Genomic DNA, 26,208 nt, shown 5'->3' on the forward strand with positions numbered 1-26,208 from the left:
AACTATGCGTCAGGAAGTAGTTGAGACAAAAAAGGCCGCTAAGCGGCCTTTTAAGATCAAATATTTAACAATCAATTATTATACATAGCATTAATTTCATGGGCGTACTTGTGATAAATCATTTTGCGACGCAACTTAAGCGTCGGCGTGATTAATCCTGCCTCCATCGAAAAAGCTTCCGGCAGCAGGGTAAACTTTTTGATTTGCTCAAAACTAGCCAACTCCTGCTGGAGCTGTTTGAGGCGCTGCTCGAAATGCTCAACCACATGGCTATGGCGCAGCAGCTCAATAGGCGACTCATACTTTAAGCCTTTTTCCTTTGCCCATGCTTCGAGGGATTCAAAGGCTGGCACAATCAGCGCCGTCACATAGTTACGCGCATCGGCAATCACCGCCACTTGTTCGATAAAAGGACAACACCCAACAGCACCCTCAACCCTTTGCGGTGCAATATATTTACCGTTAGAGGTCTTCATCAATTCTTTAATACGATCGGTAATAAACAAATTGCCGTGGGCATCGAGTCGTCCCGCATCACCGGTTTTTAACCAGCCGTCTTCAAAGGCGGCGGCAGTATCTTCAGGGCGATTGTAATAACCGCGCATCACGGTATCGCCACGGACTAAGATTTCATCGTCTTTACCCAGTTTAATTTCGATTTCGGGCAAGACTTTACCGTTTGACCCCGCGACACGGTTATCCAAAGTGTTACAGGTCACAGTAGCGTTTGTTTCGGTCATGCCATAGCCACAAAGCACAGGAATACCAATAGCATGGAAAAAAGACGCCACATTTAAATCAAGTGCAGCACCGCCACAGGGCATAAACTTTAAGCGTCCACCGAGCACAGCCTGCAACTTGCTGTAAACCAATTTGTTCGCCAAACGCCATTGCAAGGATAACCACAAACCGCCCTTAGCGCGGCCTTGGCTCACTTCAAACTGACGCTCGCCAACCCTCATCGCCCAAGCAAATAATTTTTTACGACCCTCTGCGGATTTCGCGACCTTATCCTGTACTGCGCTGTAAACCTTCTCGAGGAAACGCGGCACCACACACAAGGTATGCGGACGCACAGCACTTATCGCTTCTTTTACTCTTTGGGTATTTTGCAGATACACATTATGGCCACCACGGCATAAAACGTAGAAACTCCAGCTACGTTCAAACACATGGCTTAGCGGTAGGAAAGCTAAAGACACATCGCCAGCATTAAAAGGCAAAATCTGATCGTGCTGACGCACAGTCGAAGCCATATTGCGGTAATCCAGCATGACGCCTTTAGGATCACCCGTGGTGCCGGAGGTATAAATAAGGGTTAACAGATCATCAAGATTCGCGTCTTTTAAACGTTGCTCCAGCTCGGCACTTTGGTCATATGCCTGCGCTAGCACGTTATCTAAATGCCTATGTTGAGGTTTATCCTGAGCCAACTGAACTGCGGCATCGAACACAATCACATGCTCTAGGGTCGGACACTGTTTTTGTAGCTCGCAGGCCAGCGCATATTGCTTAGCGTCGTCGACAAAAATCACCTTAGCCGCCGCATCATTAATGATAAAGCTGGCTTGCTCTAAGGTACTGGTTGGGTAAATAGGCACGACAATGGCACGGCTTTTCAGAATGCCGATATCGGCACAGGTCCATTGTGGGCAGTTTTGTGACAGGATCACACAGCGGTCTTGCACTTGTACGCCGAGTTGAATCAACACTTGTGCAATTTTATGGCTGATCTCATCAAATGCCTGCCAACTGACTTGATGCCAAGGGGCTGCCATTTCAAAACCTTCCAGCGCAATAGCCTCCTTTAACGACTGGCTTTGCTGCTGTAATAGTCGAATTACGTGATATTGTTCGAGCGACATGAGTGACTCACCTTTTAGCTTACAAGTGTTCCGCTTTTGCAGCATTCTACCTGAAGGCAAGCTAAAAACTAAGAGTTTTTGCTCTAATCTTGTGCAAATGTCGCCCAAATCACGTCATTTAAGGCCGATTACAGCCCAACGATATCGCCCCGCCATAACTTTTTATGGCCGCCAAACAGGGCAATTTGCCCCAACACAACCAGTAAAAGATCGCCTATTAACCAATAATATAGATGACCATCATGCTGCAATGCCGCTAAACTGATAGACACCCATAGTGAATGCCCCAGCACCACCAGCATAGTCAAGCTAACCTGTAACACTCGGCGGCACAGGCAACCTAGCCCTAACACCAAGGCACAAGCCCAATAGGTGCTCATCACTAAATGCGCCAGCAATGGCGCACTTATCCCGCCATTGAGCCAAGTAATAAACACACTACAGAGCAACATGCCGACACTGATGAGATACAGCAATCGTTGCTGCCCTCGGGCAAAAGCATTAACCAAACCGGTTCTGCCATCAAAACCCGGCATCAACAACAGTAACTCTGTTGCACGCGCTCGTTGCACCCGACTCCAATGCACCAGCGAACAGCTGATCACACAAAACTGCGCCAGTAGCAGTAACACCGGAAAATCCCAATTAAACTGATGGGATAATACCCCCAGCACCAATGTCAGCGCGGGCAGCAACAACAGCAATACGGTTAACATCGGCCCGATAAAAAAGTTAACCGGATGCAAATAACGCTCGAAACGGCTCAAAAACCGCATGGATTGCAGATTAGGCAACCAAAACCAGCCCATTTCTAACCCGTTGAGGTACACACTGCGTGCTTCCACCCGCCAAGGTAATACTAGGCAGCGGCGCCAAATCAGCACTACCAACACAAACAGCACTATGATGCTCAGCCACAATGGTACTTGCTCAGCCAAAGCGCTAGAAAACGGCACTAAGATAAACAGTAAAAATGAGGAGTAAAACCATTGGGTGTGCCGCAGACACAGCAAAATAAAACCTAAGCTTATCCCTTGGGCAAACACCAGTAGCGACAGGCTAGAGGTAAAATCAAACAATACGCATAAGAGCACCGCAAGGCTAAACACGCCAATGAGCATCACCTCGCACTGGATAAAAATATTCTGCCGATAACGGGGGATTAAGATTGAGCATTCACTCGCCATCAAGCGAATCAACTGCCATGCGACCGCAGCTGAGGTAGAGACAATCCCCATGCCGACAAAAATATCAAAACTCTGCTTCTGCCCAGCCCATCCCGCCAAAACGCTCAGGGCTAAGCCAAATAATCCGGTACCCAAAAAACTCACACTGCCCACGTCAAATAACCACAGGCGCAGCATGCCGTTAAAGGGATTGATTGAATGCTGTGTTACAGGCTTATCAGTAGGTTGCACAAGCGGTTTAGCTGAACTCATTTGTGTAACTCCACAAAGAGTTGCTCCAAATTAAGCGCTTCACTTCGCTGCACGCCGGTAAGATTGAGATCAACGGCACCACGATCCACCAGTACAGAATCGCCATCGCGGCTGAGGATACGCACCTGCTCAGGTAACTCGGCGCCCTCCGCAAGTTTGACTAAACGCACCTCTTCCCGCAGGGCATCTATCTCCTTAAACAGCACTAACTCGCCCTGTTTAATCAGGGCGACATGGCTCGCGACCCGTTCTAAATCTGAGGTGATATGGGATGAAAACAACACGGCCGAGCCGGATTCGAGGGCCAAGTCGAACAAATCGACCATAAACTTGCGTCTGACTATCGGGTCGAGGCTGGCCACGGGTTCGTCGAGGATCAGCAACTCGGGACGATAGGCCATCGCCATGATCAAGGCCAAGGATTGACGCTGACCAACGGACAGGCGCTGTACCTGTTGAGTGACATCTAATTCGAAGCGGGTGAGCCAATCCTGCTCTAACTGCATGTCCCAGTGGGGATAAAAACTGCGGTGTAAATCGAGGGCGCGCTCAACGGTAAAGCCTTCATAACCAAAGGGTTGCTGCGGAACATAGCCTAAGCGTTCCTTAGCGGCAGAAGAAAGTTGTTCCGGCGTTTCGCCTAAGGTGCGGATTTCGCCCGAATCCGGCGAGAGGATCCCCAAGGCGCAGCGCATTAGGGTCGATTTACCCGCACCGTTTTGTCCCAATAGACCGACCACCATACCGGCCGATAAACGTAAGGTCAGATCCTTGAGCGCACGTTTTTCGCTGGCACCTTTGCCACGAAACACTTTGTTTACGTTGGAAAACTCTAGTATTGGGGTACAGTCTTGGTCCATCGAATTGCGTCCTTTTTATTCTCGTTTTCGCTTAGCTCGACTCAGGCTACCAACGCTCATTAATCAATTGCAGTAACTCGGGCAGACTCACGCCCAGCTGCTTTGCCTGCGCCAGCAAGGCATCTAATTGCGGCTCGAGCAGACTCACGCCCGACTCCATTGCCTCGGTACGCGCGGCGACCCTAGTCGCCTGACCACGGCGGCGCTCTAGCCAACCTTGATCGACCAATTGCTGAATAGCGCGGGACACCGTCATCGGATTGACCGCAAGAAATTCAGCAATTTGGCGCACTGAGGGTAATACGTCTTCCTCTTGCAACTGGCCGCCCACAATCAAGCGCACGATTTGCTCGTGTAATTGCTTGTAAATTGGCTCACCACTGCTGGGGTTGACATTTAAAAGTTCTAACATTAGTCTTTACACACTGTATTAATACATTGATACACCGATACACTGTATTTAAAGTAACACACTCATCCTGAAATGCAAAAAGGAAAGCGCTCATGATAGATAGCATGATCCACAGGAAGTCCCATAAGACCAGCGCTTGCGTTGCGATTAAGCGTTCAAACACAGGCTGGCATAAACATATTTCAACTCGCAAAATCATAGGCTTGAGCACACTTATGCTCGCCATGGCTAGCGCAACGGTTTGGGCAAGTGAAAAATCAGCTCCTTCAACAACACCCACAAATACCTGTTATGTGGACGGTGTTTCGGACCGTTTAAACTGCGGCTTTGTGACTGTGCCAGAGAATCCCAACAAGCCCGATGGCAAACAGATCCAAGTGCATTATGTGGTCTTGCCTGCGGTAAAAAACGTCAATCATGAAGAAGCCTTACTGGCGATAGCAGGCGGCCCAGGTCAATCGGCCATCGATAATGCGGCAAGCTTTGATAGCATGCTGAATAAAGTGCGTCAGCAGCGGGATATTTTGCTGATTGATCAACGCGGTACAGGTCGCTCAAATCTATTGAATTGCGATGCAGGTGAACAATCCTTACTCGCCCTCAACGATGACAATGTTGATAGCTTAGCCGAGGCGCAAAAATGCCGAGATCAATTAACGGGTAGCGATGTCACCCAGTACGGCAGCATTAATGCCGTCAAAGACTTCGAGGCCGTGCGCGCTCATTTAGGCTACAAAAAGCTGCACTTATACGGCATTTCTTACGGCACACGCATGGCGCAGCTCTATATGCGTTTGTATCCCGAGCACTTAGCCACAGTTACCTTAGACGGCGTAGTGCCGATGCAGCAAAGCGTATTAGAAATCGGCTCGGCAATTGAGCGCGGCTTTGACTTACTGTTTAAAGACTGCCAAGAAACCGCGGCCTGCCATGACGAGTTTCCAGAGCTCAGGGCCGAGTTTGACCAAGTGGTAACCAAACTCAGCCAAGGGCCAGTGATGGAGCAAGTACACGACCCGGTCACGGGTGAAAAGACCTTACTCACACTCACCCGCGCGAAGTTTTATGGCGCGATCAGAATGGCGTTATATCAAACCAATGTGCGCGCCTTAGTGCCCCATGCGATTCATCAAGCCGCCAAAGGTAACTATCAACCGCTACTCGGATTGTATGCCTTAACTACCGATGGTGCAGGCATGGCAATGGGCATGCACGCCTCCGTAGTTTGCGGTGAAGACATCCATCGCATCACCCCAGCGATGCGTGAACAGGCAAAAACCTCCTATGTTGGCAAATCTATGCTCGAAGGCCTAGAGGCATCATGCTCTGTGTGGAAAGTGCCGCCCGTCGATGCCAGCTTTAGCGAGCCTATTAAGAGTGCTATCCCCACACTGTTGCTGTCGGGCGAAATAGACCCTGCCACACCACCAAGTTGGGCGGAACTTGCGATGGAAAAACTCACCAACGCTAAACACTTGGTCGCGCCATACGCCACCCATGGCGTGGCCTATCAGTCCTGTGCCAATAACTTAATCGCCGAGTTAGTGCGTACTGGTTCGGTTAAAGATCTCGATGGTGAATGTTTGAAAAAGGATGTGCGCCGTAGTTTCTATTTAAATGCCAGCTCGGTTGAGCCACTCGCGACCGAAGATGCAACCCAATCTGCCAAAGATAAGCCCAAGGATAAGCCCAGCACTGGAGCCAAGGAGTAAGTCATGATCAAAGTATCCCATCTTTCTAAGCGCATCGGCGAAGTGCAGGCCCTAAACGATTTGAGTTTTGTTGCCGAAAATGGCCAGATCACCGGCCTGCTCGGCCCCAATGGCGCGGGTAAAACCACCTGTTTACGCACGATTTTCGGGCTGTTAAAGCCCGACACTGGCACGGCTGAAATCGAAGGTATTGATGTCGCCATCGACCCGATTGGTGCTAAGCAGCAACTCGGTTTATTCCCCGATCCATTTGGCCTGTATGAGCGCCTCACGCCGCGGGAATATATCCGTTACTTCGCCGAACTCAGCGGTTTATCCGCCAGCGACGCCAAAGAGGCCACCAGCAAGGTTATCGCCAAACTACGCCTCGAAGATATTAGCGATCGCCGCTGTAAAGGCTTCTCCCAAGGGCAACGAATGAAAACCGCCCTCGCCCAAGCCATAGTCCACAGTCCGAGCAATATTATCCTCGACGAACCGACCCGTGGGCTAGATGTAATGAGCACTCGCTTGCTGCGCGATATTCTTATCGACCTTAAAAACCAAGGGCATTGCGTGCTGTTTTCCAGCCATGTGATGCAGGAAGTCGCGGCGCTGTGCGACCAAGTGATCGTGATGGCGCAGGGCCGAGTGGTGGCCATCGGCAGCCCAGAACAGCTTTGCGCACAAACGGGTAAGGCCTCACTCGAAGATGCCTTTATCCAGCTGATCGGCACCGATGAGGGTATTGCCGCATGATGACTCACAGCTACATCAACGCTTATACAAATTGCGATAACACCTGCTTCGACCTAATGGCGAACAGATAAACTTGGGATAAGGAATAATCATGAACAAAATCATCGCAATGGTTCGCAAGGAACTGATAGACGCCGCCCGCGATAAACGCTCTGTGATGGCGGGACTCTACTACGCCATCGGTACGCCGCTGATCATGTGCGGCCTATTTATGGTGCTTATCGGCCAGCTGACCAGCCCGGACGATCTTAAAATCAGCATCACTAATCCCGACAAAGCGCCGGATTTAGTGCGATTTTTGTCTAACAAGGGCATTACCCAAGGCGAAGCTGGCGCGAAGGATTTGAAAGCCATCGAGCTGATTATCAGCCCCGACTATGCCAAGCAGATGAACCAAGGCAAAGGCGCAGAAATCACTATCGTTGCCGATAACTCAGAGGAAAAACTGCAAAACTCGATTCGCCGCTTAGAGAAACAGTTGCAGGCCTACAGCGCCGAAATGGGCAGCCTGCGCTTAATCGCCCGCGGTATCGACCCTCGCGTGGTGCAGCCCCTGAAAGTGAATGTGCACGACCAAGCCACCACCGACTCTAAGGGCGGGATGATCTTAGGCATCGCCATTTTCACTATGATTTACTCAGTGTTTATCTCGGGGATGAACTTGGCCATCGACACCAGCGCCGGTGAGCGTGAACGTAACTCTTTGGCATTGTTACTCAGCCATCCGCTAACCACGCGCCAATTAGTGCTCTCTAAAATCATTGCTGTCGGCCTGTTTGCCCTGCTCGGCTTAGTGTTGATTTTACTGGTGTCTAAAGTCGCCTATACCTTCGTGCCTTGGCAGGAGCTCGGCTTTAGCGTCAGCATTACCAGCGAATTTATGGCGCTGATGCTGCTAGTCGGTATCCCAGTAGCCCTGATGGCTGCCTGTTTGCAATTGTTTGTGTCCTTTATGGCCAAAACCTTTAAGGAAGCCCAGTCCTATCTAACCATGGTGTTGTTTGTGCCCTTGGCACTGTCGATGGCCGCCAGCTACAACATCGCGCCAGACGTCCTGCAGTGGTTGCCCGTTTCGGGTCAACAACAGGCACTGATGGACTTTATTAAAGGTAAAGATATGAACATGCTGCAATTGCTGGTATCGACCTTGGGCACACTCGCCATTGCGGTAATACTGGCATTCGGCATGGAAAAATCGTTAAAGAGCGAAAAAGTGATCTTCGGTTTGTAACACTATCAACCCACAGAGGGCGCGCCGCGCCCTAACATTGAATTAAGGAGCCAATCATGGAAAAAGAATTTATTATCATGGTCATTATGGTGACCTTTATTATCGGTGTAAGCGCCACGGAGATGTTTAAGCATTACCTAAAAATGCGCCAACTGGGTGGCGGAAACGATCGACAGCTTGAGGATAAACTCACCCAGCTGAGTCTACAAAATCAGGTACTGATTGAACGAGTACAAGTGCTGGAGCGCATAGTGACAGACGCAGAGGACAACGCCGCTAAAACCACACTGGCACAGCAAATTGAGGCATTAAAATAGTCGTTAATGCACCGCAGTTAAACTCGTATTACAGAGTATTAAAGCTGTGTCTATAGGCGCTAAGTCAAGCTGCGTAGTTGCGACTTAGCGCGACCACAACAGCCCACAACAAATGCTAATAAAAAACCCAAGCTAGGCTTGGGTTTATGTCATCTTGCTGTGCGGCGCGTTATTTTGCCTTAGGTCTAAAAGGCTTTATTACGGCCTCGTTACACTCGAGGTACGGCCCTTCCATCAGGTCAATACAGTAAGGAATCGCTGGGAATACCGCATCTAAACATTCGCGGATTGATTTAGGCTTGCCCGGCAGGTTCACAATTAATGAATCACCGCGTAAGCCCGCGGTTTGGCGCGAGAGAATCGCCGTCGGCACAAACTTTAATGACTCAGCGCGCATCAACTCGCCAAAGCCCGGCATCATACGATCGCACACGGCCTCGGTCGCCTCGGGCGTCACATCGCGTTTTGCTGGGCCAGTACCGCCCGTGGTCACAATTAAGCAGCAATCCAGCTCATCGGCCATCTTGATCAGGGTCGCTTCAATCACATCCTGCTCGTCGGGGATCACTTGATAAATCGGCTCCCACTCGCTGGTGAGGTAATCATTGAGGGTGTCGATAATCGCCTTGCCCGAGATATCCTCATAAATCCCCGCGCTGGCACGATCGCTCACCGTTACAATCCCGATTTTTGCTTTGCTCATAGGAAATCCCCAATCATGTTGAAATAAAACCATATCGACCGAAAGCAGAGGAGAAACCTATGCTCCTTCGACTATAAGCCGCAGCTAAAATAGCATAAATGCTCGGCCAATGGGGCAAGTAAAACGTGATGAAGTTCGCGCAATATGCTCGAAAAAAGCTAAGACAAGCCATAGCTCACCTTAGCTTAATAGTTTGGAGTGAAGGGTTAGCTCACCTGCGACAATGTGGGTAAAGCAGGGAAAGCGCCCTTCTGACAACAGGTTACGGCGCCGCAACGCACCGCAAACTCAACCGCCTTGCGCAACTGTGCCTGACATGCAAGTCGATGTTTTAAGGTTAAATGCTCGAGATCAAACTCCAACTCAGAACCCAGTGCAAACAAAAATCCCGCCATAAAGCTGTCGCCCGCCGCCGTGGTATCAACGGCTTTAATTTGGGGGACTGGCACGCTAAATCGCTCATCTACTGTTATGCATTGCACTGGATTGGCGCCGTCAGTAATCAAAATCACTTCAACACCTTGCGCCAAACAAAACTGCAAATAATCTTCGAAACTCTTATTCCGCGTTAAGGCTAAATAGTCGGCTTCTTCACGGCTCATTTTCAGCACTTGTGTGTAACGAAAACACTGCTCTACTCGCTCTGCAAGCAATGCGGTATCGGGCCAGAGTGATAAGCGCAAGTTAACATCAAAACTCACTATCTTATTGAATGAATTAGCGCAACGGGCACCATAGATGCTCGCGTTAAAAATGCTCGCTTCGGTAAAGGTGTTGGAACAGAGATGAAAAACATCCATCTGTGGCCATGGAATGACATCGAAATGGCGCTGACTATAGCAAAGATCGGCAGTCCCTTGGCGGTTAAACTCGAAGGTTCGTTCACCATTCTCATCCAAATTTACCACCACTGTCGCTGTAGGCACACCTGGCACTTCGGCCAAATAATCTGTAGCAACGCCTTCGTTTTCGAGGGCTTGTTTTAACATTGCCCCATAATCATCGCTGCTAATGCCGCCAGCAAAATAACTCTTACCGCCCAGTTTGGCATAACCTACAGCCACGTTTGCAGGCGCGCCGCCCGCAATGGCTTGATGGGATTTGTCGCTAGCCTCTGTGGGTAATAAATCCACTAACACCTCACCGAAACTGAGTAATACCGTCATATGGATCCCTTTATATTTCTATTAGTTAAGCAAAAAGCCCATGCTGGATGGGCCTTTTAAATTGTCGGTTTTAAACCTTAAACCCGCCGGAATTAAAACTCGTATTTCAAGGTTGCACTCGTGGTTCTGCCATTAATGGTGCGAGCGCGGATAATATTGTTATCAGGAATCGAACCTTCCTCAGCCTCTGTGATACCCGTGGCGTCAAACAGGTTGTTGACGTTTAAGGAGACACTTAAGGCCTGAGTTAAGTTGTAGGTTGCAAAGGCATTGACCTGATTGTAACCATCAAACTTGAGGTCATTATTATCCTGTGCATAGGAGTCAGTAGTGCCAATCAGGTTGATGCCCACTGAACCTTGGTCAAAGTTATAACGTCCCATCAGCGAGTAGATAAAGTCGGCCTGTCTTCTTGGAGTATTCCCGACAACGTCGGGTGTTAAAGCGTCTTTAGCAATCTCAGCATCGGTCCAAGTGACATTGCCCCTAAAATCGAAGTCACCGATAAAATAGGCCGATTCAATTTCAATTCCTTTAGCTTTGTACTTACGGTCGAAGAAACGCTGACTCGTCGCCTCAAAGTTTTGCTCCTCGGTCTCTGAATAGAAGGCGGTCGCGAACACCGATAAGTCATCGTAACGGTACTTAACGCCTAACTCATATTGATCCACATTATCGACAGCATCTTCTTTTGCCACTGAACCATCGGCACGAACCTTACCAAACAATAGGCGATCCGCATTGGCGCGGCCACCATGACTCAAGCGACCAAATGCAGCTAAATCACTGGAAAACTGATAGTTTGCACCGAGAGAATAGGAGGTGTAACTCCAGTCATAATTCACAGGTTGCGGATTGGCATTATCGATAGAAGAGACACTTTGCTCAGGAATAGAGATAACGCCATCCAAGTTCATATCGACTTGCGATTGCACATTGCCAGCGTAGTAACCACTGGCATCGCCGCTGTCGTAACGCACACTGGCATCCAGCGATAAATCCCCAAAGCTTGACGCGACCGCAAGATAAGGCGCCTTAATGTTGTATTCGGTATCGTAATTACGTTGGCAACAATTACCCCAATAAGGCACACCATAGCCGTAAAGCCCAGCATCGGAATAGGCGGTACCATCGGCAGCCACAACATCAAGCAATGCGGCGTTATCCCCTTTGACTTCCATCAAATAGGAGTTCCACATCCAAGTCATATTGATATTTTGGGTGGCATTGTAATAACCCAAAGTAACGCTGGTATCGTCAAAGGTTTTCGTTAATTTTAAGTCGTTTACGATTGAACCAAAGTCATTCATCTTAACGTCGAAGGTATGGATCCGCATTGCGAGTCCATCCATAGGATTGCCCGCATCAGGGCCATTGGCATAAATCAACTTGGCGCCAGTGCCCGCAATACTGGCCGCAATGTCGGCGCCATTAGCCACTTCGGCTGGGAATGGCGCCATAAAATTGCCGCTCACATCCGAGAAACGGAAGCGGTTTTCGACCTGCCAATCATTGCCTAAATCAAAGGAAGCTTCTAATCCCACTGAGTTAACCTCAGGATTCATCCCATCGCGCATATCACCGCGACGACGCTCACCATCGGCACCTAAACTCAGGGTTGAGAGAAAATAAGCTGACTGGATGGCATCGGATTTCGCATTAAAACCTGGAACAGAGCTACCGTCCGAATACATTGGCATGGGTAAGTAGCCAATACTTTTATCATCTAAATGTTTGAAATAAAGACGAACATAGCCACTATCGAACTCTTTGGTTATGTTAGCTTTTACCTGACCACCTTTGTTGGCGTCATAACCTGCTTGGCGAGGGCCTTCACCGGTACGCACAAAACCACCCACATGGAAACGCAGGCTGTCATTGATACTCGAGCCATATTCAAAGTCAGTACGGAAGGTATCGTAGTCCAAGCCAAAGGTGGTAGAGACGCTGCCAGCATCCGAGCTCCCAGTTTTACTGATCACGTTAATAATGCCGCCGGGAGCGTTACTCGCCGCAGTGGATGCCGAACCACCACGAATAGATTCAATGGTTTGTACTGTAGAGTCTAAACGTAAAAAGATATCCGCATTACCAAAGGCAATATCGCCAAACTGTAGAATTGGTAAACCATCTTCTTGAATTTGAAGAAACTTAGCACCACCCGATGCCACAGGTAAGCCACGGACCGCAATGTTAGCATTACCTTCGCCGCCCGTTGATTCCACCTTCATACCCGGAATGATCCGGAACGCTTCGGCGGATGAACGTGGAGTACTAACCTCCAACTCCGCGAGTGATACGCTGCTAACTGACACGCTTGAGTCCATAACGCGGGTACCACGGGCCACGCCCGTAACAGTAATGCGCTCAAGGCCTAACGCATCTTTCTTGGTTTCTTCCTGCGCGGGTGCATCGGCAGCCCAAAGCTGTGAACTCACCAAGACGGCGATTGTGCTTAACAAGAATTGTTGTGATGTGCGATTTATCATTTTTATGTCCCCACCCATATTTGAGAAGCCGCCCTCTCCCCACGGCGACTTCTACTGAAATTGTTGTTAATCGATTAGCCTGTTATTTCACTTTACTAAAAAACATCTTAATCGATTAAGTTAACAAGTTAGCAACTAAATAACAAAAAGCAAGTGCATTTTTTGTACAAACCAACAAACTTAAAGTGGGAACAACAGACAATTAATTGATTCATTAGAGAAATGTGACATAAAAATTTTTTCTGTCACATTTCAATTCAAGCGGTTTCACGGCTTAACAGCGGTTGGGAAGGATCTTTAATCAGATTAACCCCCGCTAGTAGACACAACAAAACGGCAAACCCAGTTGCGAGGTAAAAGCCATACTTCACATGGCCGAAAATATCCCCAACTAACCCCATACAAAGGGGAGCCAGCGCCGCAGAAACCGCGGTAAAAAACAGGATAACCCCAGCCACAGAACCGTGCTGCGCCACGGGGAAACAACTGATCCCCTTGGAGTTTAAGGTGGGATATATCATTGACATAAACAGCCCAGAGAGGGGCAAGAGAATAACGGCGGCCTCAACACCATAGAGCATAGAACCGAGATAGCAAAGGCTGATCGCCAAGCTAAACCAGAACATAACCTGTTGCCACGAAAAGTAATTTAATATCCATCCGCCCAAAAACCGTCCACCCGCTCGCAGGGTAAAAAAGAGGGTTAAAGCATAGGCCGCCAGTGCAGTGTAATCCCCCTGATACTCTTGCAGCAGGCTAGGCATCCATACATAAATCGCTACTTCGGTGGCCACATACAAACCAATCGCAAGGGAAAACCCTAATGCATAAGGGTTTTTCATCATACTGAAGGTGTTCGCCAGATTAATTGTTTCCGTCGAGGATTGCTTAACCTGCGGATAATCGGCCCTAAACGCCAACCAACAAAGCAGCAGACAAAATACACCCGCCCCAAAATACAAATACTTCCATGACACACCACTGATAAGCAGATAGCTGACGATGGCTGGCCCCACCATCGCGCCAACCCCAAAGAATCCTTCGACCGTGTTCATGGTGCTGGAATGTTGTTTTGGTGACCGAGAGATATCACCGATCAGGGCTAAAGCCCCAGTTTTAAATACCCCAATTGCCAAGCCCACCAAGGCCAATAGCATCAGGAAATAATAAAACGACTCCCCAAGCGCAAATAAAAAACAGGCAATAGCGAACAACAACAACCCTAATAAAATGGTTAGTTTACGCCCTATTTTATCCGCCAAAAAACCCAGAAACAGGCCACTTATTGCGATAAAAATCATCGGCATATAATGGAAGGCACTCGCCTGAGACAAAGAGAGGCCAAATTCAGATATCAGCTGCGGGATAATCACACCCACGGCATCGGAGGTCATAGCAAACATAAAAAACATTAAATACGTCAGCACTCTAATACGAGTGTGATGGCGATTTTCTACAGAATTTGAATCACTTACCATACTGTTTCACCTTATTGTTATCGCGCCTAACTCCCTCTGAAGCTAGCTAAGCTCCAAACAGCTTTAGGCATTATTTATGTACAGCAGTGAGCTAATCCCCCCAAAACCTAAGACTAACTCAAAAATCAAACAAACCACTTGAATAATGTTTCACATTGGTTAAATATACAACTTAATCGATTAAGTTTGTTTGCGCAATTTATAAATAAACGCGGTCAAACTTTACTCTGGGAAGGCAACTCAAACGTGGGCAAAGTATGAAAAATCAAGTGCAATTGATCACCTATGTCGATCGGATAACCGGTGCCGGACTCAAAGAACTCAAAGCCTTACTCAATAACGAGTTGCAGGGGTTATTTGGGGGCGTTCACTTATTGCCCTTTTACTATCCCATCGATGGCAGCGATGCGGGTTTTGATCCCATAGACCATGTGCAGGTGGATTCACGCTTAGGTGATTGGGACGATGTCAAAAGCATAGGTGAAGAGTTCGACATCATGGCCGACTTGATCGTTAACCATATGTCTGCGGAGTCTCCCGAGTTTAAAGATGTGCTCAAGCATGGCAAACAATCGGCTTACTGGGATTTATTCCTAACCAAGGACAAGGTATTCCCTGAGGGATTAAGCAAGCAGGATCAAGAAGCTATCTACCGCCCTCGCCCAGGGAGCTGCTTTAGCACTTACACCTTAGCGGATGGTTCAACGGAAGAGTTTTGGACCACCTTTACCCGTAACCAAATCGATATCGACGTACACTCCGCAGCAGGTAAAGATTACTTAAACCGCGTATTGGCGCGATTTAACCACAGCAAAGTCAATTTAATCCGCTTAGATGCCGCAGGTTACGCGATCAAAAAGCCCGGCACTAGCTGCTTTATGATTGAGGAATCCTTCGAGTTTGTAGATAAATTAGCAAAGCAAGCCAATCAGTTAGGCATGACAACCCTAGCCGAAATTCACTCCCATCATATGACGCAAATCGATATCGCCAAACGGGTCGATATGGTTTACGACTTTGCATTACCACCGCTGATTTTACACACGCTCTTCAGCCAAGATTGTCGTGCCCTGAGCCACTGGCTTGAAATGGCGCCTCGCAACTGCATTACCGTACTCGATACCCACGATGGTATCGGCATTATCGATGTGGGCCCAATGGATGGCTTACAAGGATTATTGGACGAAAAACAAATCGATAATCTAGTTGAAACCATACACAGCAACAGTCAAGGCGAGAGTTTACAAGCCACAGGGGCAGCCGCCAGCAATGTCGATTTGTATCAAATCAACTGCACCTATTACGATGCCCTCGGGCAAAATGACCTAGATTACTTGATGGCTCGAGCGATTCAGTTTTTCGCACCGGGTATTCCGCAGGTGTACTACGCAGGCCTGCTTACCATACCCAACGACATGGTATTGCTAAATCAAACCCATGTTGGCCGAGATATTAATCGCCCCTATTTAAACCGAGAAAAAGTGCAACAAGCCCTGCAAAAACCAGTGGTTAACGCTCTTATTCAATTGATTAAACTGCGTAATAGCAGCGCCGCATTCAATGGCCGTTTTACGATGGCAGCCAGTGGAAAATCACTAACACTCACATGGTCTGCGGTAAATGCGCAGGCGAGTCTTAATCTCGACTTTGCCAATAAACAAGGGCTGATCACCCTGCTTGATGAGCAAAGCATCGAAACCCAAATCAGCTTAGCCGACCTGCTCACCCCAGCACAGGGATAAATACCAAACATAAAACAAAAGGCGCTTTAACAGCGCCTTTTGCATTTAAAAATCAATATATTAACAGCTTTTACCTAAACGTAATTCATACCCTAATACCTGAGCATGTACAGCATCGTCGATAAACATCTGCGCCGCCATTTGGCCTTTTTGTTCAGAGTATTGATAAACCGTAGTCAGCGGAGGATTCGAGCGAGTCGCCTCATCAATACCATCAAACCCCACTACACGAATATCCTCAGGGATCGCTAATCCCATCGCCTGCGCCTCACCCAGCACACTAAGAGCAATTAAGTCACTCATGCATAAAAATACGTTGGGTCTTGGCGTTGAATTTAGCGCCTCCTTGGCCGCAATCCGTGCATATTCCGCATTACTTTCAGGAATATTCCAAATCCGATCATTGCCAAGGGTAATACCAGTTTCCTCAATTGCCTGTAAATATCCCTGCAACCTCTGGTGTGCAATCGACATATCGATTTCGAGCAAATTCAAATCATAAACTCGGCAGGTTAAATGAGTATCGAGCAGTCTTAGGCCTAATATTGCAACCTGATCGGTAGGTGATTTTAATGCCAATTTTGCCACCTCATAGGCGGCTAACTTATTGTCAATGCTGACAGCGGCGTTGCGGTGGATATCAAAATCCACTGTAACCACCTTTTTCTTAACCTGTTTCAATTGCTCAGCAAGCAAGGCATTGCGGGGGCGACCATAACAAATAAACCCATCCACAAAATCTGCCACCGCATTTACACTGTCAGAGCTGCCCGAAAACAGCAATAAGTTGAGTTTTTCCCGCTCCAATACCGAAGCCACACCCTTCATAAACTTACTGGCGACAGGATCGGACACCATATATTCAACACTATCGGACAATACCAGCGCGACGGTATCAAATTTGCCTCTACGTAAGGATTGCGCCGCCTTGTTTGGGCCAAAGTAACCCAATTTAGAGCAAGCGGCCAAAATTTCGTTGCGGCGTTTTTCCGATAGTTGATCGGGACGATTAAAAGCATTAGAAACAGTGGCGTTAGAGACACCTAGCTCGTTAGCTATGCTCTTTAAGGTCCAGTTTTTAGTTGTCATGCAGAATTCCTGGCAAAGAATGGGGTCACAGCGGAAGCTAACCTATCGCAAATACTACACAGCTTAAATCCGTCATGCACCAACAAATCTACTCATGATCCCTAAGCGCTGTGGCGGGCGAGAGATACCCTACAATCGCAGAGCTGAGCGCCACCAAGGCCGCCGCGATAAAACCCCATTGGAAGGCGTGATGCACAACCTCAATGGGTAGCTTTTTTATCGCCGCAATCCCCACCTGCGCCCCTTCGAGCGGTAACAAGCTATATAGCAACAGGCTGAATAAGGCCGTACCAATTGCCGCGCCCATGGAGCGACACAAGGACACCATAGCGGTAATTTGGCTTAAACGCGCCTTGCCCGACACACTCTGCACAACTAACTGCACGCTGGGCATCACGGTTCCTAACCCTATGCCCACCAGCACACCTAATCCGCCAATAAGATCCGCATTGGGCGGAACTAAACCGATAGAGAGTAAACCGATAGAAGCCAGCCCCATCCCGAAGGTCGGCAACCATTTAGGTGCTACATCTCGGCTCAACAACCGGCCCGCAATAGTAGAACCTGTCACTATACCAAAGGTCATTGGTATCAGTAGCAAGCCAGTTTTGGCCGGATTGGTTTGCAGACCAACCTGTAAGTAAATGGGTAAAAAGAAGATCATCGCAAACAGACACGCGGCAAACAGCGCAGCGGTTAATAGCGGCATATAAATGGCTTTGTTGGCGAGTAAATCCAGCGGCAAGAAAGGACTCTCACGCTGACGCTCCCACCACAACAGCAAGGCGGCGCCCACAAAGATAAATCCCATAAAGCCTAAGCTTGTGGCCGATAGCCAAGCAAAGTCTTGCCCTGCCACAGACAACCAATACAGCAACGCCGTAATGATAGAAGGAAATAACAGCACGCCAAGCAAATCAAACCGACCCAGCCGAGCAGGTTTAACACTCTGTTTATGCAAGCGATTAAGCCGCCAAACCGCCAGCATGGCCAAGGGAATATTCGCCCAAAATAACCAGTGCCAAGAATAGGCATGCACCACAAAACCACCAATCACTGGGCCGCCAACACTGGCGAGGGTAAACATAGCGGCAAAATAGCCCTGAAAACGCGCCCGTTGCCGTATCGGCACCAATTCCCCCACAAGGGATTGGGACAGACTCATCAGCCCGCCACCACCGAGGCCTTGGAGAATCCTTCCGGCAATCATATGGTCCATCGTCCCAGCGCTGGCGGAGACAATCGAGCCTAACGCGAACACCGCCAAGGCAATCATCAAGATTTTAGCGCGGCCAAAATTATCCCCCAGCCAGCCGTAAATAGGCACACTGGCCGCCATTGCCAACATATAGCCGATAGTGATCCACGAGGCTTGCCTGAGGCCGCCAAGATCTTCCACTATGGCAGGGGTTGCGGTGGCGAGTAGGGTTTGATCGACCGCCGCCAAAAACATGGGTAAGAACACGGCGGAGAAAATCGCCAGAAAAACCGAAGTGGGTAGAGGCTCATGTTGGGACGAAGCAGACGCTGGGGTCATAGAGTCTCTACCTGTGATTAAGGCTTAAATTCGCCTTGCATTCCAATACTTTGATGCCCAATAGCTATTAAGTAGGCTCGAAATTTTTACCCCTTGGCTCGTCGAGACATGGAGGAAATTATTCCCGCCCACATAAATACCCACATGGTGCGTGCTCCAGCCAGTTTTAAAGAACACTAAGTCCCCCTTACGCAGTTGATCCCGCGCCACGGGTTTACCAAGTGCTTGCTGCTCCTCCACTGTGCGCGGCAGAGTCATGCCCAACATCTTTTGATAAGCGACCGACACAAAGGCCGAGCAATCGATGCCTTTCTTGGTCGCGCCCCCCAAACGATAAGGTACGCCGCGCCATTCGGAATGCAATTCGGCGATATTGCTATCGTTCCATACCGAGACGGGTTCAACTTGCTTGACCACAGGCTTAGGTTCTGGCGCGCTCGCACAGGCACCAAGACCTAAGGCTAAGATAACTATCAGTAATCGTTTCATTAGCGTAAAACTCATCGCGGGCAATTCTTGCGTAATATCGGGTGCTATCAAAGCGATAACTAACATACCGTGAAAAAATCGATGGTAACAGCCTAAGCTAATCTCAAGCTTAAAACTATAACGCCGTCCACAATAAGCGAATACCCACCAGCACCATTAAAATCAAGATGATGCGTTTAAACAACCTATCGCTGATCTTATCTTGGATCGACAACCCCAGTTTTACCCCTAACCAAGCCAAAGGCGCAAGTAACAGAGAAATCAGAATGTTACCTTGGTTAATTTGCCCGAGCAGACTGTAGGGCACTAACTTAACCAGATTCACCACCGCAAAAAATACCACTGCCGTGGCTAAAAACTCTGGTTTGGCCAAACGTAACGGCAGCAAATAGGCATTGAGTGGCGGCCCGCCTGCATGGGCCACAAAGCTGGTAAAACCTGCGGTTAAGCCGCAGAGTCGTCCCACCAAAGGTGAAGGGGTCGCTTGGGTTTTATCCCCTAAAACCAAGCCATAAAGACCAAATCCTAAGGACACACAGCCCAAAATCGCCCGTAAGTAATCTTCGTTTAATCGGTCGAACAACCAATAGGCTATGCCTATGCCCACAATCGCCGCGGGTAAGAGGATCCATAATTGGCGTGGATTATGTTGGCCCCACCACGAACGAACACTTAAAAAATCCATATAAATCAGCAGTGGTAACATGATTGCCGCCGCTGTCGCCGGGCTTATGGCCAGCGCTAACAGGGGCACAGTCAAGCCACCGACGCCACCAGCAAAACCCGATTTAGAGATCCCAGTGATCAACACCGCAGGAATCGCCACCAACCAAAAAACAGGGTCTGTTAACATCCCTTATTCCTAATATTGCGTTAAAGTCATTAAGGTCGAGCGTGAGTAACAGACCTTGAGGGCGATAACACGCCTCGCTGCACCAGCATAAATGTTAAATCTATCCGTGTCTAAATGAAGATAAGGAGTCGATATGAGTCAAATGCAAACGTCGCCGTTTTACGGCGGCCCAAGGGAATGCCCCGTCGAAGATGGGCGGATCCAAATCCAACATATAGCCTCCAAAATCGGTGATGTAGGCGGGATACCCGTAGCGCGGGCTATTCCGCAAAAACCGCGTCGACTCATAGGCCCTTGGTGTTTTCTGGATCATATTGGTCCTGTCACCGACGGCCCCTTAATGAATGTGGGCGAGCATCCCCATATCGGCCTACAGACCTTCACTTGGATGCTGGAGGGGGAAATCATGCACAGGGACAGCCTAGGTAGCGCCCAAGTGATCCGCCCAAAGCAGGTCAATCTGATGACCGCGGGCCATGGTATCGCCCACACCGAAGAGTCCGTCGAAGGTCATCGCACTATGCATGCGGTGCAGTTATGGATTGCGCTGCCGCTGGAACATAAAGACACAGCTCCGAGGTTCGACCATTATCCCCAGCTGCCGACTTGGCAGGAGGCGGGCGTCGAATTTACCCTATTGATTGGCTCGTGGAAGGATAAACAAGCGCCCACACTGCACTTTTCACCGATCGTCGCGCTCGATATCTTCGCCACAGAGGCCACTCAACTAACACTCAGGCTCGATCCGCGATTTGAATATGGCCTAATGCCACTTGAGGGCCGATTCGATATCGACGACGAGGCCTTTGATAACAATAATCTTGCTTACCTCGGCATGCTGCGCGAGAGCGTAACGCTCGACCTTTACCCTAGCGCACGTTTACTGCTGATTGGCGGCGCGCCCCTCGCCGACTCTGTCAGTATCTGGTGGAATTTTGTCGGCCACAGTAAGGAAGATATCGCCAGCGCCCAAGCCGATTGGGAGGCCAAGTCCCCACGTTTTGCCACTGTGCCGGGTTATAACGGCAAACGCCTAATGCCGCCACCCATCCCTTGGTAATCCCAGCCGTTCATGCGTTAGCGCGAGACAATCGAGCTAGATTGCCTCGCGTAATGGCGGTATTTGCAGCCACTATCTAATGTAAGTTGGCGAGCAAAACCGCCTGCCTGATGCAAATGCCAGACAACACCCACACGCCAAGCCCAAGTAAATTTTACGGATTTTTTACGCGCTATCCCCACAGGCCTTTGCTAGAGTAGCCTTAATTTCCGCAACGCCTTAGCCGTTATGACTTTTGCAAATACTGTATCCATCAACCAATACTGGCGCACGCATCCCGCGATATTTACCGCCATGTTGTTAGTGGTAACGTTAATAACTAGCTATTTTATTGATGTATTTTCAGGATCAGCCATTGCCGTACTGCTTATCCTGCAATTAGCCGTAGTCGCCGTGGCCCTGCAATGCAGCGCCAACTATGCCTATTTTGTGGCCGTGTTTGGCGCTGTCAGCTTTAATTTTTTATTTACCACGCCGCGCTATTCGTTGCAGATGTTCAACGTCGAAGACATAGTCAATCTAAGCGTATTTTTGCTGGTCGCCCTGACTAGCAGCAAATTGGCCGAACATTACCGCCGCCAGCAGCATGCACTCGAACAGGCGCAGCTCAGAAATAGCATTTTGCTCTCGGTCTCCCACGATTTACGCACGCCACTTGCGACCATTATCGGCACCTTAACCACGCTGAAGGAATACCAAGCTAAGCTCAACCCAGAGCAAACCGAGGAGCTTATCGACTCGGCCGCCGCCGAGAGTCATCGCCTGCACCAATATATTGAAAATCTTTTGCAGGCAACTAAGTTACAACATGGCGCGCTCAAATTTAGCCTAGACGAAGCCAATCTACGCGAAGTGCTACAGCGCACTATCGCCCGCTTTCAAACCGAGCAACCGCGGATCAAAATTCACACTGAGCCAGAACTACCGCCATTAATGATTTGCAGCTCTTTGATTGAACAAGCGATTTTTAATGTGCTCGATAATGCCCTGCATTATTCCCCCACCAACCAGCCTGTGATCGTAAGCCTCTATCGCCACCAAGATATGCTGCGTATCGATATTCAAGACCTAGGACAAGGCATAGCCCCATCTCAAAAGGAGGCAATTTTCGAACTGTTTTACCGCCAACATCCCTCTACCGATGGCGGTGCTGGATTGGGTCTACCTGTCGCCAAAGGGATTATTACTGCCCATAACGGGCGTATCAGCGCCGAAAGTGTTGCTCAAGGCAGCCTGATCCGCATCGCGTTACCGATAACGAAGGAAAGTGCATAAATGGCTTACAAGGTGTTAGTGGTAGATGATGAGCCACAAATCCATACCTTTATGCGGATCTCACTTGAGGCGGAAGGCTTTGAATACGTGAGCGCCACCAGCATAGCCACGGCGCTCAAACAATACCAAAGCCACCAGCCGCACCTTATCGTGCTCGACCTCGGCCTGCCCGATGGCGATGGTATCGAACTACTCCATGCACTGCGCCTGCAAGATAAGACCCCCGTGTTGGTTTTAACCGCCCGCGATCAGGAGGAAGAAAAAATCCGCCTACTCGAGGCAGGCGCTAACGACTATCTAAGTAAACCCTTTGGCATCAGGGAATTAATCGTGCGTATCAAGGTATTAGTCCGTGACCTTGTGGATACCTCAAGCACTATCGATATGCTGCAATTTGGCCCGCTCACTCTACAAAAGAGCAGCCATCAATGCTGGCTTAACCAGCAGGAAATCGCCCTCACCAAAAAAGAGTTTGCCCTACTGGTTCAGTTAATGTCCCACCCTGGGCAATTGCTGAAACAGAGCGAACTGCTGCGCAATATCTGGGGCGAAACTCACCAAGAAGATAGCCATTATCTGCGGATTTTAGTCAGCCAACTGCGTAAAAAGCTTAACGATAGTGACGAACAACAACTGATCAAAACCGAGCCTGGTTTAGGGTATCGACTCACCGACCTCGGCCCGCCCTAGGCCAGCTCGCCTCACTCTTTAGCTCAACCACACAAGGATATGAAATGGCACATTTTACTGTCATCGGATTAGGCCGCTTCGGCGTTGCTGTAAGCAGAGAACTGATCCACTTAGGTCATACGGTTACGGGTGTCGACAATGACCACAAAGCTGTTGAAAAATATGTAGAAAGTCTTACTGAAGCGGTAATTTGCGACTGCGCCGATGAGGCGTCGCTGCGGGAACTCGATCTTACCAGTAGTGAAGTCGTGATTGTCGCTATCGGTTTTGATATGCAATCGAGCTTACTTTGTACCCTGGCACTGAAAAATCTCGGCGTGCAAAATATTTGGGTTAAAGCCAGCAATAAAGCGCACCACACCATATTGTCTAAACTCGATGTCGCGCGAATTATTCACCCCGAGGAAGATATGGGGATCCGCGTCGCCCAGTCGCTAAACTACCCTATGGTAAATAACTTTCTCGCCATAGGAGATGGGCTCTATATTGTTGAAATCCATATTAAAGCCCATTTACATCAAGTCACAGTTGGCCAACTACTAGGGAGCCTACAAGAGAAAAACACCGATGAGCAAACCAATGTGCAACGCAGCCCTAAAGGCAAAGTCACACCGCTGATGGTTAAGCGCGGGCAGAGCGTATTTAGCAAGATTGATAGTGACTTTATCCTACACACTGACGATGCCCTATTCCTCTGCGGTAGCCGTGCCGAGTTAAAACAGCTCGCACCAAGGTTGGTGTAACGTGGTTCAATGGCATCCTTCGCTCACCCTAGAGCACACACCTAAAAGTAGTAAAAAACTCTTTGGCGCGCCGCCTTTTATCTTAAGCGCAAGCTTTGCTCTGCTGATCTTACTTGGCACTTGCTTGCTTAAACTGCCTATCGCCACCGAGTCGCCCATTACTTGGCTGCAAAGCCTCTTTACCGTGACCTCGGCGGTGACGGTCACAGGGCTTGTGGTCATCGATACTGGCAGTGTGTTCACACCCTTTGGCCAAGTGATTATCGCGCTGTTAATTCAATGCGGCGGCCTAGGCTTGATGACCTTTGCCATAGTCACGCTAATAGCGCTGGGCGGTAAGATAGGTTTCTTGCAGCAAACGGTGGCGAAAGAAGCGTTTAATCAAACCGATACCTCTACCTTAGTCTCGACTGCTAAGGCCGTACTGGTGTTTTCGCTATTGGTTGAAGCCGTGGGTATGCTGATTTTATCTGTCTACTGGAGCGGCGAATTGGGTTGGCAAACTAGCCTGTTTCACGGCTTCTTTTATACCATTAGCGCCTTTAATAACGCGGGTTTTGCCCTAAGCCCAGATAGCTTAATCCCCTATGTGGCCGACCCAGTCGTGAACCTCACTATCACAGGTTTATTTATTGTGGGCGGCCTTGGATTTTCGGTGTGGATTGACCTTAAGCGCAATAAACGTTGGTCGAAACTCACCGTCTACAGCCGTATGATGATTACTGGCACCGTACTAATCAACGCCGTAGCCGTGATAGCCATTTACCTGATTGAGTACAACAACCCCAACACCCTCGCGCCCTTAAGCGAACTCGGCAAATGGTTAGCCTCTTGGTTTCAGGCCGTGACCCCACGCACCGCTGGCTTTAACACCCTGCCCATAGACCAACTCGAGGATGGTTCCACCCTATTGATTTTAGTGTTGATGTTTATCGGCGGCGGCTCCCTCAGCACCGCCAGCGGCATTAAGGTCGTGACCTTTATGGTGTTAATCCTCGCCACCTACGGCTATTTACGCCGCGATGAAGCCGTGTATGTGTTTAAGCGGGAAATCCCCAAAGACACCATTAGCAAGGCACTCGCCCTCACGATGATCTCCATCGGCGTCACTTGGCTGGCAATATTCGCCCTCGTGCTCACCGAAAAAGCCCCGATAATGGATATCGCCTTCGAAGCCGTATCCGCCCTCGGCACAGTTGGGCTATCCCGTGGATTAACAGGCAATTTATCCAGTGCAGGCCAAGGCATTATCATCTTTATGATGTTTATGGGACGCCTCGGCCCACTGATGCTGGCCTACTTCCTTGCCAACCCAAGGGTAAAAAAGCTGCGCTATGCAGAAACCAAATTAGCGATTGGATAAGGAAAACACTAAGGCGCGCCGTAAAAAATAATTCGCTTAGCTATGAGCTATCAACAACCGACACAGTGGGGCATTAATGTAATAATTAGCACGCCCCACTTTTTGTTTCGTTAAGAAACCGTGCTCGACCAGCTGCTCTAAATATTTAGTGGCGGTAATGCGTGTCACACCCAATTCTTCGATTAGAAAGTCAATCTTGGTATAGGGATGATTAAACAAATTGTTTAGTAAATCTTGGCTATAGACTTTTGGAAGCTGCTCACGGATACCTTGTTTGACATCAGTCATCAAGGTTTTCATTTCGGTGATCAGCGAAATGGTATTTTGTGCTGTGTCGATAATGCCATCAAGCATAAATAGCAGCCACTGCTCCCAATTCCCTGAATCTCTTACCGCCTGCAATTTCGCATAATAATCAGGCTTATGCTGAATAATATAACGGCTTAAATACAGAACTGGCAGGTTAAGTAAATCTTTAATAACCAAGTACAAAATATTCAATATACGGCCAGTTCGACCATTACCGTCATAGAAGGGGTGAATACTTTCAAATTAATGATGAATAATTGCCATTTTTACCAACGGATCGGCATCACATTGCTCGTCATCGTTGATAAACAGAATCAGATTTTCCATAAGCTCAGCAATATCATCTGCATGCTGTGGTGGTGTATAGATCACTTCCCCAGTCCGCGTATTCTTAAGCTCCGTGCCCGGTAACTTCCGCAGTCCCGCATTGTTGTGCTCTAGATTTTGTTGTATCGCAAGAATATCGCTGAGGCGGATCAATTTGTTTTGCCGCGCAATATGAAACCCTTGCTTTAAAGCAAAAGGGCTTTGTTTCCTAAATCAGTTGAACTAAAACCATAGCTGGTGATCTGATCGGCATAGCCTATCAACTCACCCATCAATCGTGTCAAAACCTCGCTATAAAACAACTAACTGGAAGCAATACAA

Annotated in this window: 24 protein-coding genes and 1 pseudogene; 10 read left to right on the plus strand and 15 right to left on the minus strand. The window is 48.8% G+C overall.

What is annotated here, in order from left to right:
* Positions 1-71 precede the first annotated feature (71 nt).
* The 4 genes from IEY09_RS12795 to IEY09_RS12810 all read right to left on the minus strand — a co-directional run bounded on the left by IEY09_RS12795 (position 72) and on the right by IEY09_RS12810 (position 4,576).
* Positions 72-1,865 (minus strand): AMP-dependent synthetase/ligase, encoded by a 1,794-nt coding sequence (locus IEY09_RS12795; RefSeq protein ID WP_188871335.1) that lies wholly within the window; start codon positions 1,863-1,865, stop codon positions 72-74.
* 128 nt (positions 1,866-1,993) lie between these two features.
* Positions 1,994-3,304, minus strand: a complete 1,311-nt coding sequence (locus tag IEY09_RS12800; protein WP_188871337.1) for an ABC transporter permease — start codon at positions 3,302-3,304, stop codon at positions 1,994-1,996.
* A complete protein-coding gene (locus tag IEY09_RS12805) occupies positions 3,301-4,164 on the minus strand; it encodes an ABC transporter ATP-binding protein (RefSeq protein WP_188871339.1) in 864 nt (287 codons plus the stop codon). Before IEY09_RS12805 ends, IEY09_RS12800 begins: the two co-directional genes overlap by 4 nt.
* Positions 4,165-4,210: 46 nt before the next feature.
* A complete protein-coding gene (locus IEY09_RS12810) occupies positions 4,211-4,576 on the minus strand; it encodes a GntR family transcriptional regulator (RefSeq protein WP_188871341.1) in 366 nt (121 codons plus the stop codon).
* A gap of 92 nt (positions 4,577-4,668) precedes the next feature.
* Here IEY09_RS12810 and IEY09_RS12815 point away from each other — a divergent pair, with 92 nt between their 5' ends.
* The 4 genes from IEY09_RS12815 (at position 4,669) to IEY09_RS12830 (ending at position 8,574) form a co-directional block, all read left to right on the plus strand.
* Positions 4,669-6,288: an alpha/beta hydrolase gene (locus IEY09_RS12815; protein WP_188871343.1), complete on the plus strand. Its 1,620-nt coding sequence runs from the start codon at positions 4,669-4,671 to the stop codon at positions 6,286-6,288.
* A 3-nt stretch (positions 6,289-6,291) separates the two neighbouring features.
* The gene (locus IEY09_RS12820; protein WP_037416198.1) at positions 6,292-7,026 is read left to right on the plus strand and encodes an ABC transporter ATP-binding protein; all 735 of its coding nucleotides are present in this window, start codon (positions 6,292-6,294) and stop codon (positions 7,024-7,026) included.
* Between the two features lie 91 nt (positions 7,027-7,117).
* A complete protein-coding gene (locus IEY09_RS12825; protein ID WP_037427971.1) occupies positions 7,118-8,257 on the plus strand; it encodes an ABC transporter permease in 1,140 nt (379 codons plus the stop codon).
* 56 nt (positions 8,258-8,313) lie between these two features.
* A complete protein-coding gene (locus tag IEY09_RS12830) occupies positions 8,314-8,574 on the plus strand; it encodes a phage-shock protein (RefSeq protein ID WP_037416192.1) in 261 nt (86 codons plus the stop codon).
* Positions 8,575-8,743: 169 nt separating this feature from the next.
* Here the strand turns inward: IEY09_RS12830 and mog are convergent, their stop codons facing one another.
* The 4 genes from mog to IEY09_RS12850 form a co-directional block, all read right to left on the minus strand.
* Entirely contained in the window at positions 8,744-9,277 is a 534-nt protein-coding gene (mog, locus tag IEY09_RS12835; RefSeq protein WP_047540360.1) for a molybdopterin adenylyltransferase, read from the minus strand.
* 206 nt (positions 9,278-9,483) lie between these two features.
* Positions 9,484-10,443, minus strand: coding sequence for a carbohydrate kinase family protein (locus tag IEY09_RS12840; RefSeq protein WP_188871345.1), 960 nt, complete (start codon positions 10,441-10,443; stop codon positions 9,484-9,486).
* Positions 10,444-10,535: 92 nt separating this feature from the next.
* Entirely contained in the window at positions 10,536-12,932 is a 2,397-nt protein-coding gene (locus tag IEY09_RS12845) for a TonB-dependent receptor domain-containing protein (protein ID WP_188871347.1), read from the minus strand.
* Positions 12,933-13,189: 257 nt separating this feature from the next.
* Positions 13,190-14,410, minus strand: a complete 1,221-nt coding sequence (locus IEY09_RS12850; RefSeq protein ID WP_188871349.1) for an MFS transporter — start codon at positions 14,408-14,410, stop codon at positions 13,190-13,192.
* A 257-nt stretch (positions 14,411-14,667) separates the two neighbouring features.
* Between IEY09_RS12850 and gtfA the strand changes: the two genes are divergently transcribed.
* Positions 14,668-16,152 (plus strand): sucrose phosphorylase, encoded by a 1,485-nt coding sequence (gene gtfA / locus IEY09_RS12855; protein WP_188871351.1) that lies wholly within the window; start codon positions 14,668-14,670, stop codon positions 16,150-16,152.
* Positions 16,153-16,212: 60 nt separating this feature from the next.
* Here gtfA and IEY09_RS12860 read toward each other — a convergent pair whose 3' ends face one another.
* From IEY09_RS12860 to IEY09_RS12875, 4 genes are all read right to left on the minus strand, one after another.
* The gene (locus IEY09_RS12860) at positions 16,213-17,241 is read right to left on the minus strand and encodes a LacI family DNA-binding transcriptional regulator (protein WP_037416178.1); all 1,029 of its coding nucleotides are present in this window, start codon (positions 17,239-17,241) and stop codon (positions 16,213-16,215) included.
* Between the two features lie 88 nt (positions 17,242-17,329).
* Positions 17,330-18,778, minus strand: a complete 1,449-nt coding sequence (locus IEY09_RS12865; protein WP_188871353.1) for an MFS transporter — start codon at positions 18,776-18,778, stop codon at positions 17,330-17,332.
* Positions 18,779-18,802: 24 nt separating this feature from the next.
* Complete coding sequence (locus IEY09_RS12870) at positions 18,803-19,267, minus strand: NlpC/P60 family protein (RefSeq protein ID WP_037427995.1); 465 nt, start codon at positions 19,265-19,267, stop codon at positions 18,803-18,805.
* A 115-nt stretch (positions 19,268-19,382) separates the two neighbouring features.
* Positions 19,383-20,120 (minus strand): sulfite exporter TauE/SafE family protein, encoded by a 738-nt coding sequence (locus IEY09_RS12875; RefSeq protein ID WP_037416172.1) that lies wholly within the window; start codon positions 20,118-20,120, stop codon positions 19,383-19,385.
* Between the two features lie 133 nt (positions 20,121-20,253).
* Here IEY09_RS12875 and IEY09_RS12880 point away from each other — a divergent pair, with 133 nt between their 5' ends.
* The 5 genes from IEY09_RS12880 (at position 20,254) to IEY09_RS12900 (ending at position 25,251) form a co-directional block, all read left to right on the plus strand.
* Entirely contained in the window at positions 20,254-21,180 is a 927-nt protein-coding gene (locus IEY09_RS12880) for a pirin family protein (protein WP_188871355.1), read from the plus strand.
* Positions 21,181-21,408: 228 nt separating this feature from the next.
* Entirely contained in the window at positions 21,409-22,455 is a 1,047-nt protein-coding gene (locus IEY09_RS12885) for a sensor histidine kinase (RefSeq protein WP_188871357.1), read from the plus strand.
* Positions 22,456-23,145 carry a response regulator transcription factor gene (locus IEY09_RS12890; protein WP_188871359.1) on the plus strand — a complete coding sequence of 230 codons (690 nt, stop codon included), beginning with the start codon at positions 22,456-22,458 and terminating at the stop codon, positions 23,143-23,145.
* 44 nt (positions 23,146-23,189) lie between these two features.
* Complete coding sequence (locus IEY09_RS12895; protein ID WP_188871361.1) at positions 23,190-23,888, plus strand: potassium channel family protein; 699 nt, start codon at positions 23,190-23,192, stop codon at positions 23,886-23,888.
* 1 nt (position 23,889) lies between these two features.
* On the plus strand, positions 23,890-25,251 hold the full coding sequence (locus IEY09_RS12900; protein WP_188871363.1) for a TrkH family potassium uptake protein: 1,362 nt from the start codon (positions 23,890-23,892) through the stop codon (positions 25,249-25,251).
* Between the two features lie 36 nt (positions 25,252-25,287).
* Here IEY09_RS12900 and IEY09_RS20360 read toward each other — a convergent pair whose 3' ends face one another.
* The 3 genes and pseudogenes from IEY09_RS20360 to IEY09_RS20365 form a co-directional block, all read right to left on the minus strand.
* The gene (locus IEY09_RS20360) at positions 25,288-25,605 is read right to left on the minus strand and encodes a Fic family protein (protein WP_372841601.1); all 318 of its coding nucleotides are present in this window, start codon (positions 25,603-25,605) and stop codon (positions 25,288-25,290) included.
* A gap of 135 nt (positions 25,606-25,740) precedes the next feature.
* A pseudogene (locus IEY09_RS20390) lies at positions 25,741-25,797 on the minus strand (Fic family protein); the annotation flags it as partial.
* 6 nt (positions 25,798-25,803) lie between these two features.
* Complete coding sequence (locus IEY09_RS20365; protein WP_308423886.1) at positions 25,804-26,040, minus strand: Fic family protein; 237 nt, start codon at positions 26,038-26,040, stop codon at positions 25,804-25,806.
* Positions 26,041-26,208: the final 168 nt, after the last annotated feature.

It is taken from the genome of Shewanella xiamenensis (genome assembly GCF_014647135.1).
Taxonomy (GTDB): Bacteria; Pseudomonadota; Gammaproteobacteria; order Enterobacterales; family Shewanellaceae; genus Shewanella; species Shewanella xiamenensis.

What these genes read in the sequence shown, in the direction of transcription:
- IEY09_RS12795 (WP_188871335.1), bottom strand. Translation starts at nt 1,865, where the DNA reads ATGTCGCTCGAACAATATCACGTAATTCGACTATTACAGCAGCAAAGC.
- IEY09_RS12800 (WP_188871337.1), bottom strand. Translation starts at nt 3,304, where the DNA reads ATGAGTTCAGCTAAACCGCTTGTGCAACCTACTGATAAGCCTGTAACA.
- IEY09_RS12805 (WP_188871339.1), bottom strand. Translation starts at nt 4,164, where the DNA reads ATGGACCAAGACTGTACCCCAATACTAGAGTTTTCCAACGTAAACAAA.
- IEY09_RS12810 (WP_188871341.1), bottom strand. Translation starts at nt 4,576, where the DNA reads ATGTTAGAACTTTTAAATGTCAACCCCAGCAGTGGTGAGCCAATTTAC.
- IEY09_RS12815 (WP_188871343.1), top strand. Translation starts at nt 4,669, where the DNA reads ATGATAGATAGCATGATCCACAGGAAGTCCCATAAGACCAGCGCTTGC.
- IEY09_RS12820 (WP_037416198.1), top strand. Translation starts at nt 6,292, where the DNA reads ATGATCAAAGTATCCCATCTTTCTAAGCGCATCGGCGAAGTGCAGGCC.
- IEY09_RS12825 (WP_037427971.1), top strand. Translation starts at nt 7,118, where the DNA reads ATGAACAAAATCATCGCAATGGTTCGCAAGGAACTGATAGACGCCGCC.
- IEY09_RS12830 (WP_037416192.1), top strand. Translation starts at nt 8,314, where the DNA reads ATGGAAAAAGAATTTATTATCATGGTCATTATGGTGACCTTTATTATC.
- mog (WP_047540360.1), bottom strand. Translation starts at nt 9,277, where the DNA reads ATGAGCAAAGCAAAAATCGGGATTGTAACGGTGAGCGATCGTGCCAGC.
- IEY09_RS12840 (WP_188871345.1), bottom strand. Translation starts at nt 10,443, where the DNA reads ATGACGGTATTACTCAGTTTCGGTGAGGTGTTAGTGGATTTATTACCC.
- IEY09_RS12845 (WP_188871347.1), bottom strand. Translation starts at nt 12,932, where the DNA reads ATGATAAATCGCACATCACAACAATTCTTGTTAAGCACAATCGCCGTC.
- IEY09_RS12850 (WP_188871349.1), bottom strand. Translation starts at nt 14,410, where the DNA reads ATGGTAAGTGATTCAAATTCTGTAGAAAATCGCCATCACACTCGTATT.
- gtfA (WP_188871351.1), top strand. Translation starts at nt 14,668, where the DNA reads ATGAAAAATCAAGTGCAATTGATCACCTATGTCGATCGGATAACCGGT.
- IEY09_RS12860 (WP_037416178.1), bottom strand. Translation starts at nt 17,241, where the DNA reads ATGACAACTAAAAACTGGACCTTAAAGAGCATAGCTAACGAGCTAGGT.
- IEY09_RS12865 (WP_188871353.1), bottom strand. Translation starts at nt 18,778, where the DNA reads ATGACCCCAGCGTCTGCTTCGTCCCAACATGAGCCTCTACCCACTTCG.
- IEY09_RS12870 (WP_037427995.1), bottom strand. Translation starts at nt 19,267, where the DNA reads ATGAAACGATTACTGATAGTTATCTTAGCCTTAGGTCTTGGTGCCTGT.
- IEY09_RS12875 (WP_037416172.1), bottom strand. Translation starts at nt 20,120, where the DNA reads ATGTTAACAGACCCTGTTTTTTGGTTGGTGGCGATTCCTGCGGTGTTG.
- IEY09_RS12880 (WP_188871355.1), top strand. Translation starts at nt 20,254, where the DNA reads ATGAGTCAAATGCAAACGTCGCCGTTTTACGGCGGCCCAAGGGAATGC.
- IEY09_RS12885 (WP_188871357.1), top strand. Translation starts at nt 21,409, where the DNA reads ATGACTTTTGCAAATACTGTATCCATCAACCAATACTGGCGCACGCAT.
- IEY09_RS12890 (WP_188871359.1), top strand. Translation starts at nt 22,456, where the DNA reads ATGGCTTACAAGGTGTTAGTGGTAGATGATGAGCCACAAATCCATACC.
- IEY09_RS12895 (WP_188871361.1), top strand. Translation starts at nt 23,190, where the DNA reads ATGGCACATTTTACTGTCATCGGATTAGGCCGCTTCGGCGTTGCTGTA.
- IEY09_RS20360 (WP_372841601.1), bottom strand. Translation starts at nt 25,605, where the DNA reads ATGCTTGATGGCATTATCGACACAGCACAAAATACCATTTCGCTGATC.